The following is a 12,175-nucleotide window of genomic DNA, read 5'->3' as shown; positions in this document are numbered from 1 at the left end:
CCCGGCGGCCTACAGCCGCGCCGTGGGCCGGCCCGGCCGGCGCCCGTGCAGCAGCAGCGCCGCGAACAGGCCCGCCAGGAAACCGAACAGGTGCCCCTCCCACGACACGTAGGGGTTACTCGGGAACACGCCCCAGATCAGCCCGCCGTACAGCAGGAAGGCCGCGACCGCCACCCCGATGGCGACCGGGGTCCGCTCCCACCAGCCGACACCCAGCAGGTAGCCCAGATACCCGAAGATCAGCTCGCTGGCCCCCAGGTGCACGCTGTTGCCGCGCCCGAAGAGCCACACGAGCGCGCCCCCCACCGTCACGATGACGAGGGTGGCGGCGAGGTAGCGCCACAGGTTGCGCGCCGCACTCATGAAGGACAGCACCGCCAGCGGCACCGTATTGGCGAGCAGGTGCGGAAAACCCGCGTGCATGAACGGCGCCGTGAAAATGTGCCCCAGCGTGGCGGGGTTGCGCGGCTGGATGCCGAACAGATCCAGCCGCCCCCCGAAGCCCAGGAGGTCCACGAATTCCAGCACCCACACCACCCCCACGAGCACGCCGGTCGCGGTGAGGGCGGCGGCCACCCGCGAGGGCTCGCGCTGGGCCTGCACGGGGCGGAGGGGATCGGTGGTCGGCGCGCGGCGCATGCCCCAGTGTGCGCCCTGCCTCCCCCGCCGCAGATGAAGACCGGCCGAAGGAGGCCTGGGGGCTTACGGGGGGTCAGTCCGGGGCCGCCAGCCGGGCGCGCAGGGCGTCCACCACCCCGGCCAGCGGCACGCGCCACGTCTCGCCGCTCCGGCGTGCGGTCAGCTCGGCCTCGCCCTGCGCGGCGTGGCGGCCCACGGTGACGCGCCAGGGCAGCCCCACCAGGTCGGCGTCCGCGAACTTGACGCCGGGGCGCACGTCGCGGTCGTCGAGCAGCGGGTCCAGCCCGGCGGCCCGCAGCGCGGCGTACAGACCCTCGGCCGCTTCCCGCTGGGCCGGGTCGCCCGGGTCCACCACCGTCAGCATGACCGTATAGGGCGCGAGGACCGCCGGCCACACCAGCCCCCGGTCGTCGGCCCAGACCTCCGCGAGGGCCTGCGCCAGCCGCGTCACGCCGATGCCGTAGCAGCCCATGTGCAGCGCCTGTTCGCGCCCGTCGGCCGCCGTGAAGGTCGCCCCCAGCGCCGCCGTGTAGCGCGTGCCGAGCTGGAAGACGTGCCCGACCTCGATGCCGCGCGCCGACTCCAGCCGCTGAGAGGCGTCCTGCACGCTCGCCTCGCCCGCCCGCGCCTGCCGCAGCTCAGCCACCTCCGGCCGCGTGTGGGTCACGTCCCAGTCGGCCCCCACCACATGCCAGCCGACCTCGTTCGCCCCGGCGACGAAACCGCGTGCCCCGGCCGCCGCCGTGTCGCACAGCCGCAGCACTTCCGGCCGCACCCCCGCGCGCCGGGCGACCACCGTGTCCGGCAGGTCCGGCCCGACGAAGCCCAGCGGCAGCGGATCGGCCGCCCAGTCGCCCGGCACGGCCGCCTCCAGGGTCAGCAGCGGGCCGTCCACCCGCGCCGCCACCGCGTTGCGGAGCTTGACCGAGTTCACACTGTGGTCGCCGCGCAGGCACACGAGCACCGGCCAGACCTGCCCGGACTCCGGACTGCCCACCCGCGCCGTGTACAGCAGCATCTTGACGACGTGCCCAGCCCCGCAGCCCAGCGCCGCCGCGACGGCCTCCACGCTGGAGGTGCTGGGGGTGTGGACCCGCGCGTAGGCCGCGAACGGCGAGGCCCCGACCTCTGCGGCGCGGGACACGGCCTGCTCGGCGTTGGCGGCGGAGCGGCCGTCGGGGGTGCGCAGCAGCTCGTCCTCGCCCACGTCGCTCAGGATCATGAATTCGCGGCTGCCGGCTCCGCCGATGCTGCCGCTGTCGGCCTCGACCACCTGCCACGGCGCGCCCAGCCGGGTCAGGAGGCGGGCGTAGGCGTCCGACACCTCTCCGAAATGCCGGCGCAGGTCGGCCTCGTCGGCGTGGAAGCTGTAGCCGTCCTTCATCGTGAATTCGCGGGTACGCAGCAGCCCGGCGCGCGGGCGCAGTTCGTCGCGGAACTTGCGGCCGATCTGGTACACGCTCAGCGGCAGGTCGCGGTAGCTGCCCACCACCTCGCGCGCCAGGGCGGCGGCGACCTCCTCGTGGGTCGGGGCCAGGGCCAGCTCGCGCCCGGCGCGGTCCTGGACCGCGAACATCAGGCCCTCGGCGCGGTAGGCCTCCCAGCGGCCCGACTGCCGCCACAGCGCAGCCGGTTGCAGCGCCGGCAGGCTGACCTCCTGGGCGACAGGGTCGAGTTCCTCGCGGATCAGGGCCTCGAGCTTGTGCAGGGTGCGGGTCAGCAGGGGCAGGCTGGCGTACAGGCCGCTGCCCACCTTGTGCAGGTAACCGGCGCGGATGAGCAGTTGCGTGCCGCGCGTCTCGGCGTCGGCCGGGGCCTCGCGCCGCGTCTTGAACAGGCTCTGGGAAAGCCGCATGTTTGTCCTCCTCTCACTATGGACGCAAAGGCTGCGCCCGGGCCGGGCCACCCCGGGCTCCGGCCATATGGGACCGGCAGCTCGCCGTCCTCCGGCACCGCTCCGGTGCAGAGCCCCGTCGGAAAGCCCACCGACAGGCTTCTGCCTCCTGGCCGTGCCGTACGTTTTCTTTTCGCTCCGCTCGGGTGCGCGTTCAACTCACCGGAAATTCTTCTTACACCCCAGCGGGAGGCGGGAGCACGGGCAGACCCGCCCCGATGCGCTGGCACCGCAGGGAGGTCGTCTGTCCGCTCATGTCCCGGACTGTAGGCGACCGGGCCGGGGGCGTCAAGCGGATGTGCCCGCCCTTCCCCGCGCGGCTTTGATCTGGGCCTTACGGGCGCGGCGCTATCTTCCGGACTGTGTCCAGCCCCCGCGTCAAGCCCAATGCGCCGCCCGCCGCCTTCCGTCTGGTGCTGGGGGGACTGCTCGGGGTCCTGTTGGCCGTCGCCCTGCCGGGCCACTGGCCCTGGGAAGCCCACGCGCTGCTGGGCTGGGCGACCTTCTGCGCGGTGAATCTGCTGCGGCTCGCGCCCCTGCTGCGCTGCACGCCCGAGGAGACGCGCGCGCGCGCCACCCGCGAGGACAACACCCGCGTCATCTCGGCCTTCCTGACGCTGGCAGCGGCCGTCATCAGCCTCGTGGGCGTGGTGTTCGCGCTGCACGAGGCCGGGCAGCAGAAGGGCCTCGCCGCCGACCTGCTCACCGGACTGGCGATCGTGACAGTGGTCCTGTCGTGGCTGCTCGTGCATGTCGAATACGTGCTGCACTACGCGCGGCGCTTCTACGAGGACGGCGGCGCGGGCGTGCAGTTCGTGCAGCGCGGCCAGGACGGGCCGCTGGCCGACCCGACCTTCTCGGACTTCGCCTACCTGTCCTTCACCATCGGCATGACCTTCCAGGTCAGCGACACCAACCTCGACACCCGCCGGATGCGCCGGCTGCTTCTCGGGCACGCCATGATCTCGTACCTGTTCGGCACGGTCATCATCGCGGTGACCATCAACGCGGTCGCCAGCCTCGTCGGGTAGCGCGCCCGTGCGGGACATCCCAAAGGAGGACGCCACGCCCCGCAAGCAGGCCGCACAGTGGGCCATGCCCCGGCTCTCCCGCCCCGCACCCGCGATTCAGGCCTCTTCTCCCGCCAGCCAGCTCATGCCCGTGCTGGGGCTGCTGCTGCTCGTCCTCACGCCGCTGCTGACCGTCGGCTGGATCGGCGAGGAGGTGCTGGAGCAGGAACGCTTCGCCTTCGAGTCGCCCCTGCTGCTCTGGGTCCATGCCCACACGACCCCCGCCCTGCTGCACCTGAGCGCCGCGCTGCACGTCCTGGGCGGCCCGGAGGTCATGGGGCCGCTGTTCGTGGCCATTCCGGCGGCGCTGTGGTTGCGGCAACGGGCCCAGGCCCTGTTCGCGCTGTGGGCGCTGGGCGGGGCCGTCCTGCTGAACGCGCTGATGAAACTGGTCTTTCACCGCCCCCGGCCGGAGCTGTGGCCGCGCACGGTCGCCGAGAACGGCGCGTCGTTTCCCAGCGGCCACAGCATGTTCGCGGCGGCGCTGTGCAGCGTGGCCGTCCTGCTGCTGTGGCGCACGCGCTGGCGCTGGCCCGCGCTGGGCCTGGGCGTGACCTACTGCCTGCTGATGGGCGGCGCGCGGCTGGTGCTGGGCGTCCACTACCCCACCGACGTGCTCGCCGGCCTGCTGACCGGGCTCGCCTGGGTGTACGGAGTCTGGGCGCTGCTGGGCCGCCCCGGCAGCCGGGCCGGTTCTCAGGCGGTTGTGATCCGGCCCGGCCGGGCGCGCGCTATGCTGGGCCGTGAATGACGGGGCCGGACACCACCACGCTGACGCCGCCGATGCGGACCATCGACGGCAAATATGAGGTCGTGCGCGAGCTGTCGCGCAGCGGCAACGTCACCCTGTACGAGGTGAACGCCGCCGCCGGAGCGCTGCGCCGGGTGGCCTGGTTCACAGTGGGGTCGCAGGCGGACCGCCAGGGCTTCCATGCCTACCGCACCGCCCTGCGGGCCATCGCGCCCGCCGGCCTGACCGACGTGGTCGCGCGCCCCGGGGCCTACTACGCGGTGTGGCAGCCGGTGGCAGGCACCCCTCTGACCGACGTGGTCACCCAGCCCCAGAAGCAGGAGGAAACTGTCGAGGCCGTGCAGGCGCTGGCCGCCGCCCTCGCCAACCACGGTTTCGCGCTGGCCGACGCCGACGTGGTGCTGGACGGCCAGGTGCCGCAGGTGGCCTACCTGCGCCCCGCCCCCCAGGGCCGCAGCCTGGCGGACATCACCGCCCTGAACGCCCCCACCCTGGCCGCGCTGGCCGGGGGCCGGGTCAGGCGCAAGAAGCGCGAGAGGGCGCCCGGCGCGTGGCTGAGCTTCGTGCCGGGGCTGCTATTCCTGGGCGGGGCGGGCTGGCTGGGCGCGCAGGCGGCGCAGGTGTACCTCAACCCGCCGGTCAGGACCGTGGCGGCCGTGACCGGCAAGGACGCGCGCACGGCGGCGCAGACCCTCACCCAGGCCGGATTCCGGGTCGAGTACGCCTACGGCGACAACGCCAACGCGGCCGTGGGGGCCGTGCTGCGCCAGGAGCCGGCGGGCGACACCACCCTGCCCATCGGGCGGCAGATCGTCCTGACGGTCAACAAGCCCCCCCTGATGAGCGTGCCGCGCGTCGAGGACCAGACCGTGGACCAGGCCCGCAGCCTGCTGCGCGACAGCGGCCTGCGCCTGGGCAAAGTCGTGCGGGTGGACGGCACCCTGAGTTCCACCCCCGAGGGCCGCATCGTGGCGCAGGTCCCGGCCCAGGGATCGAGCACCGAGCGCGGCCAGCCGGTGCAGGTCATGGTGAGCACCGGCGTGCAGGGCAAGGAAACCTGGATCGCCGACCTGAGCGGCATGACCTTCGAGCAGGCGCGCGACCACGCCCGCGCCGCCGGGCTGGTCATCACCACCTACACCCGCGAGCCCAGCGACGGCCCGCAGAACCTCGTGCTGCGCCAGGACCCGGCTCCCTTCGTGCGGGTCACGGTGGGCAGCCCGGTGCGGCTGGTCATCTCCTCGGCGCGCTATACGCCGCCCAACACGCCGGCCGGCAGCCTGCCGCTGCCCCCGGCCTACGTGCCCCCGCTGCCCGCCGTGCCCGACGAGGGCCAGGGCACCGGCAACACCTCTTCCTCCGGCGCAGCGACCCCGGCTACTTCGGAGACCACGCCTTCCGGCGCGGGCACTTCGGCCACCCCGCAGGAGATTCCGCCGCTGCCGCAGACCGGCCTGGGCGACAACTCGGCCCAGACGCCCGACGCCCTCACGGCGCGGCAGGTGGACTTCCGTTACGACTTCCCGGCCGACCTGCCGGAGGGCAGCTACAGCGTGGTCGTTCAGGACGCCGACGGCGAGCGGCAGGTGCTGCCGGCCACCGAGGCTGCGCGCCTCGCCGGGCAGCGCGCCCAGACACCGGTCGAGGTGCGCGGCAACGCCGTGTTCATCGTGCGGCAGGGCACGGCCGAATACGCCCGCGTGGCGGCCCAGTAGGCGGGGAGCCCGGCATGATCTATCTCGACTACGCCGCGACCCACCCCATGACGCCGGCTGCGCTGGACGCCTACGTGCGGGCGGCGGCGCTGCCGGGCAACCCCGCGAGCGTGCACGCAGCCGGGCAGGCGGCGCGCGAGCTGCTGGAGGACGGCCGCGCCCGGATGGCGGCGGCGCTGCGGGTGGACCCGCGCACCCTGACCGTGAACAGCGGCGGCACCGAGGGCGACAACCACGTCGTGCTGGGCCGTGCCCAGGCCTGGGAGGAGGCGCACGGCCGCCCCGGCCACCTCGTCACGACGCCCACCGAACACTCGGCGGTGCTGGCCCCGGCGCGGACCCTGGCGGCGCGCGGCTGGGCCCTGACCTTCCTGACCCCGGACGCGCACGGCCGCTACTCCCCGGCCGAGCTGGAAGCGGCGCTGCGGCCCGACACGGCGCTGGTCAGCATCCACCACGCCAACAACGAGATCGGGACCGTGCAGGACACGGCCGCGCTGGCCGCCGTCGCCGCCGCGCGGGGCGTGCCCTACCACACCGACGCCGTGCAGGCCCCCGGGGTGCTGCCGCTGGACCTCGCGGGCTGGGGCGTGACCTACGCCACCTTCAGCGCGCACAAGTGGGGCGGCCCGCGCGGCGTGGGCCTGCTGTACGTGCGCCGGGGCACCGAGCTGCCGCCCGTCACCTTCGGCGGCGGGCAGGAAGGTGGCCTGCGCCCCGGCACGGGCAACACGGCGGGGGTCTACGCGGCGGGCGTGGCCCTGACCGAGGCCGAGGCCGGGCGCGGGGCGACCTTCGACCACCTGAGCGACCTGCGCGCCCGCTTTCTGGCGGCGGTGGCCGACCTGCCGGGCCTGCGGGTCAACCACGCGCCGGAGGGCAGCCCCAAGGTCGTCAGCCTGACCCTGCCCGGCACCGACGGCGAGGCGCTGCTCATGAATCTCGACCTGCTGGGCGTGTCGGCCAGTGCGGGCAGCGCCTGCGCGGCCGGGACCATGCAGCCCAGCCACGTCCTGACGGCCCTGGGCCTGAGCGAGGCCGACGCGCGGTCGTCCCTGCGCCTGAGCTTCGGCGCCGCCACCACCCCTGATGAGGTGGACCGCGCGGCGGCGGCGTTGCGGCAGGCGGCCGAGTGGAGCCGATTGTAGGGAGGCAGGGCAGGGGGTGTGGAAAGTGGAAAAGTGGAAGGCTTATGGCCTGTGACCCCTGGCGAAAGCCTGAGCGTTTCCGGCGCAGACAACAGCCCCGCCGACCTATCGCCCAATTCCCCCAGAGGCCGTCGTGCGCGAAGCGCGCGGGCCATTTAACTGGGCTGCGGCTGACCCCGACTTGAGCCGTCACGCCGCAAGCACGAGCCCCCCCGCCGACGCCCGGAACGACGCTTTGCCGGGCGCGGCGAAAAGGATCCCTCCTCCCGGCGGGAGGGGGGCTAGGGGGTGGGCCACACAACGCAACAGGCCTTCCCAGGACCAAAAAATGCCGCCCGAAGGCGGCATCCAGAGTTTCAGTCCTGCGCCGTTCCGCCCGGCCCACTGCGCCGGCCCCGGCGGCGGCGGCGGCGGTTGCCGTCGGCGGCCTGGGCGCTGCCGCCCGCACTCGCCTGGGCCGGCTGGGCGCTGACTTCGCGGCTGGCCCGGGCCGCGCCGTTCGGGCTGCTCACCGCGCCCCGGTCGCTGCCGCCGCGCGTGTAGCCCCGGCGGGCGCGGTCGCCACCGGGCCGCTCGTCGCGGTTGTACCCGCGCTCGCGGCCGGCGCGGGGGCCGCCCTGCCCCTCCTCGGGGGGCATGTTCTCCAGCGTCCAGTCCCCGAAGTACATGCGCTGCACGGTGATGTTCACCGGACGCAGGTGCTCGTTGCGCGGACGCTCCAGCGTGATGACGCGCCGGGAGCCCCGCCCGCCCGAAGCCCCGTTCATGGGCATCCCACCGAAGGTGCGTCCGCCGTCGCGGCCACTGCCCTCGCTGCGCCCGCCTTCGCTGCGCGCCGACGGGCGGCCCGCACCCCGGCTTCCCTGCGGCGCGCGGCTGTAGCCCTGACGCCCGGCGGCCTGGGGGCTGCTCTGGATGGCGGGGCCGTCGTCGAGCGTGAACTTGCGCGGGGAGGTCGCGGGCAGGTTCTGGAGTTTTTCGCGCTTTTCCTGCTCGCGGTCTTCGCGGCGGCGGGCGCGGGGTTTGACGTTCGTGTCCATATCGTTCTCCTCGGAATAGGTTCCGGGGGTGTAGTCCGGATCTTGCGGATCGGCCAGCGTGAAGTCGGTCTGGCGGGCCAGCGGCTTGACACTGCTGATGGTGACCTCGACGCTGTCGCCCAGCCGGAAGCTGCGCCCGCGCGAGCGGCCCTTCAGGATCTGCGCGTCTTCCAGATAGATGTAGTAGTCGTCGCTGAGGTGGCTGATGTGCAGCTTGCCCTCGACGCCGTTGTCGAGCGCCACGTACAGCCCCGAGGCGACCACCCCCGACACCGTGCCCGCGAAGGACTCGCCCAGGTGTGCCTGCGCCCACTTGGCCTGATAGTACTTCGTGAGGTCGCGTTCGGCCTCGGAGGCCGAGCGTTCGCGCGCCGAGGTGTGTTCGCCCATGCCCGGCAGGCGGCCCTGAAGCTGCGCCACCGCGCGGTTGCCTGCCTTGAGCTCGCCTGACAGCAGCCCACGCAGCGTGCGGTGCACCACGAGGTCGGGGTAGCGGCGGATCGGCGAGGTGAAGTGCAGGTACTCGGGGAAGGCCAGGCCGAAGTGGCCCAGGTTCTCGCCCGCATACTTGGCCTGCTGCATGGACCGCAGCAGCAGCGTGTTCACCACGCTCTCGCGGGGCGTACCGCGCACGCCCTTGAGCACCGCCTGGTACGACTGCGGGGTCGGCTCGCCGCCGGGGAAGGCCAGCCCCATGCGCCCGATGGCCGCCGAAACGTCCTGGAAGCGCTGGAGGGTCGGTTCCTCGTGGATGCGGAACAGGGTCGGGATCTCGCGCTGCAACAGCTCGTGCGCCACGACCTTGTTGGCGAGCAGCATCAGGTCCTCGATCATGCCGCGCGCCGTCTCCTCGCGGATGGGGATGAGTTCCATCTTGCCGCCCTTGCCCACGTCCACCTTGACCTCGCGCATCTTGAAGTCCAGCGAGCCCTCGCGCAGACGCTTCTGGCGCAACTTGGTGGTGATCTTGAGCAGGAGGTGCAGGTCGCCCTCGAGGTGCCGGGCGTGCTCGGGCAGGGTCGCCGTCGCCTCGCTGTAGGCCTGCACCTCGTCGTAGGTGAGCCGCGCCTTGGAGTTGATGACGCTGGGCGCGAGCTGCACCTTCAGGATTTCGCCCTCGGCCGACAGCTCGATCATGGCGGTCATGGTCAGGCGGTCCTGATAGGGCACGAGGCTGCACACGCCGTTGCTGAGGTGCTCGGGGAGCATCGGCAGCACGCGCCCGGGGAGGTACACGCTCGTCGCGCGGGCGTAGGCTTCCTTGTCCAGCGGCGTGCCCTCGGCGACGTAGTGGCTCACGTCGGCGATATGCACGCCCACCACGAAGGTCCCCTCGGGCGTGGGCTGGATGTGGATGGCGTCGTCGAAATCCTTGGCGTCGCGGCCGTCCACCGTGAAGATGTTGAACTCGCGCAGGTCGAGCCGCCCGTTCAGGGCCTCCTCGGGGATTTCGGTCGGGATGGCATTGGCCTGATCGAGCACGTCCTGCGGGAATTCGCCGCGCAGGTCGTACTTGACGATCACCGCCTCGGTCTCGGTCTCGGGGTCGTCCTCGGCCCCCAGCACGCGCGCCACCTGCCCGAAGACCTCGTCCTCGCCGGTCGCCTCGGGCCAGTACAGCTCGGTGACGACGCGCGCGCCGGCCTCCAGCTCCTCCAGACCGTCGGGCAGCAGCAGGATGCGGTGCCGGGCGCGGTGGTCGTCGGGCTTGAGGATGGGGTGGCCGTGGTGGAATTCCAGGGTGCCCACGAGCTGCGAGTACGCGCGCTGCACGATCCGCACCACGCTGGCGCGCGGGTTGCCGTCGCCGCGCTGCCCGCGCCGCGAACCGCCCCGGCCCCGGTCCTCCCGGCTGTCGCCCCGGCCCTCCATGCGGACGAGCACGGTGTCGCCGTTCCAGGCTTCCAGGGTGGACCCTTCGGGCACATAGAAGTCCTCGCCGCCCGAATCGGGAATCACGAAGCCGAAGCCCGCCGCCGACGCCTGGAAGCGTCCGCGCACGAGGCTCATCGCCTCGGGCAGGCCGTAGGTGCGCCGGCGTGTACGGATGACCGTGCCGTCCTCGACGAGCGTCTCGAGCAGACTTTCCAGGTCGCGCCAGTTGCCCAGGCGTTCGAGCATCTGCCGCGTGAAGGTGCGCTCCAGGTCGCGGACGTGCACCGGCCGCCCCAGCTTGCGCAGTTGCGCCACCACGAGCGCCTGTTCGGCCTGCCCGTTGCTGCCCATGTCCTCGTCGGTGTCGCCGTCTTCCGCAGGCTGGTCGGCATCGGCCTGCTCGGGACCGGTCCGGTCCAGGCCGGGCTGCCCGTCCGTCTGATCCGGCGCCGCATCGGGCACTTCGGCGGCTTGTCCGGTCTCGACCGGGCTGGGCACAGCCGCCTGGGCCGCCTCCGCCTCGGCGCGGGCCTTGCGGCCCCGGCGGCGGGTCAGCGGCGCGGGTTCGGGCTGCGGCTCGGCGTGCAGCTCGGCAGCGACCTGCGGGGTATCCACCACCGGCTCGTCGTCCGGCGTCTGCACGAGCACGCCGGCCGGCACGTCGGCAGTCCCGGCGTCGTCCACCGCTTCGGCGGGCGTGGCCTGCACGGCTTCGACCCCCTCCAGCACGTCGCTCAGCGGCGCAGCCGGCACGTCGGCCTTCTTGCGCCGTCCGCGACGGGGGGCCGGTTCCACGATGGGATCGGGCGCGGCCCCGACCTGCTCGGGCACGGCCGTTTCCGCCTGTACCTCGGGGGTGGGTGCGGCGGCCTTCGCGGGCTTGCGGCTCCGGCGGCGGGGACTGGGCGTGGCCTCGGCCTCGGCAGCCGGCGCTTCGGCGACCGGCCCGGCCTTGGGCTTGCGGCCCCGGCGCGCCGGCTTGTCGTCCGGCCCAGCCAGCACAGGCTCCGCGACCTCGGGCCGCTGCTCCAGCGCCTGAGGAAGAGCCTCGGGCGTCGTTCCGGCGCTCTGATCGGCCTCCGCGTCCTGCACCTGTTCGGCCAGCGGGGCAGTGGCGCCCTCGACCTCGGCCAGTTCCACGTCGGCGGCCTGGGACTCGGACACAGCGGCCTCTGAGGAGAAGGCGTGTTCGGCCAGGTCGGTCGGAGCCGGAGTCGTTTCCGCCGGACTGCTGTCGCCAGACGCGGGCACTTCGGCCACCGGCACTTCAGCAGCCGGCACTTCGGCGGCGGGGGTCTCCGGCATGGCCGGCTTGGCCGCCGTGCGGCGGCCCCGGCGGGGTGCCGGCTCGGCAGGCTCGGCCGCTCCAGGCTGGGAGGCCGACTTCGCGGCGCGGCCCCGGCCCGCCTTGGGCTGGGAAGGCGCCAGGACTTCGGGAACAGCAGATTCGGCCTTGGGCTTGCGGCCCCGCCGGGGGGTGGGGGCCGCCGCGTCGCTGGCGACGGCCTTCTGTTCGGCGACGGCCGGCTCAGGGTTGACCTGGCCGGCGTCTTGCAGCGACTTCTTGCGCTTGCTCACTTTGGTTTCGATGTTCTTCTCCGTGGCAGCGGCTGGCCTGTTGGCCGGGGCCGCGCTCTTGTCGCGTTTGGCGGTCGGCTTGGAGTCGGCGCTGACGGACGGGAGGTCCTGCGCCGCTTCCGCTTTCTTCACTCTTGGCATCAACGCACCTGGGATTTCAGGACGCGCCCGTGGGAACCGCTCCGCCCTCAGGGCGCGCCGCTGCCCGCAACAACTCGGGGTGCGGCGCGCCGGCCGCCCACAGGAACTGGGGTATTCGCTTGGCTCGGGCGGCTCCGCGCACGTCCGCCCGGTCGGAGTCGGCGGCGTCGGAACCTGTCCTGTCCCCGGCAGCGAGTCCAGTCTATCACGCCCGCCCTGACGCGACCTTTACGCCACCACAGTTGCTCTGCGTTCGGTCAAGGCACGGGAGGCCGGTGAGTTCGGCCGGCTTTCAGACGGGTCATCTTCCCTGTTCGGACTGCG

General features: G+C 73.2%; 7 protein-coding genes. 4 read left to right on the top strand and 3 right to left on the bottom strand.

Features of this window, described 5'->3' with window-relative positions:
• Positions 1 to 9 precede the first annotated feature (9 nt).
• Positions 10 to 639 carry a rhomboid family intramembrane serine protease gene (locus DGO_RS02260; RefSeq protein ID WP_050920650.1) on the bottom strand — a complete coding sequence of 210 codons (630 nt, stop codon included), beginning with the start codon at positions 637 to 639 and terminating at the stop codon, positions 10 to 12.
• 73 nt (positions 640 to 712) lie between these two features.
• Positions 713 to 2,494, bottom strand: coding sequence for a proline--tRNA ligase (locus DGO_RS02255; protein ID WP_014683857.1), 1,782 nt, complete (start codon positions 2,492 to 2,494; stop codon positions 713 to 715).
• A 401-nt stretch (positions 2,495 to 2,895) separates the two neighbouring features.
• Between DGO_RS02255 and DGO_RS02250 the strand changes: the two genes are divergently transcribed.
• Genes DGO_RS02250 through DGO_RS02235 form a run of 4 tightly spaced genes read left to right on the top strand, consistent with a single transcriptional unit; the run spans position 2,896 to position 7,217 of the window.
• Positions 2,896 to 3,564: a DUF1345 domain-containing protein gene (locus DGO_RS02250; protein WP_014683855.1), complete on the top strand. Its 669-nt coding sequence runs from the start codon at positions 2,896 to 2,898 to the stop codon at positions 3,562 to 3,564.
• Positions 3,565 to 3,571: 7 nt separating this feature from the next.
• Positions 3,572 to 4,354, top strand: a complete 783-nt coding sequence (locus DGO_RS02245) for a phosphatase PAP2 family protein (protein ID WP_226991418.1) — start codon at positions 3,572 to 3,574, stop codon at positions 4,352 to 4,354.
• The gene (locus DGO_RS02240) at positions 4,351 to 6,069 is read left to right on the top strand and encodes a PASTA domain-containing protein (protein ID WP_145975228.1); all 1,719 of its coding nucleotides are present in this window, start codon (positions 4,351 to 4,353) and stop codon (positions 6,067 to 6,069) included. Before DGO_RS02245 ends, DGO_RS02240 begins: the two co-directional genes overlap by 4 nt.
• Before the next feature lie 14 nt (positions 6,070 to 6,083).
• Entirely contained in the window at positions 6,084 to 7,217 is a 1,134-nt protein-coding gene (locus DGO_RS02235; RefSeq protein WP_014683852.1) for a cysteine desulfurase family protein, read from the top strand.
• A 356-nt stretch (positions 7,218 to 7,573) separates the two neighbouring features.
• Here DGO_RS02235 and rnr read toward each other — a convergent pair whose 3' ends face one another.
• A complete protein-coding gene (rnr, locus tag DGO_RS23730; RefSeq protein ID WP_014683850.1) occupies positions 7,574 to 10,963 on the bottom strand; it encodes a ribonuclease R in 3,390 nt (1,129 codons plus the stop codon).
• Positions 10,964 to 12,175 lie beyond the last annotated feature (1,212 nt).

It is taken from the genome of Deinococcus gobiensis I-0, assembly GCF_000252445.1.
Taxonomy (GTDB): domain Bacteria; phylum Deinococcota; class Deinococci; order Deinococcales; family Deinococcaceae; genus Deinococcus; species Deinococcus gobiensis.
Note: the sequence above shows the minus strand (reverse complement) of the source record. Positions and strands in the feature narration are given on the sequence as shown.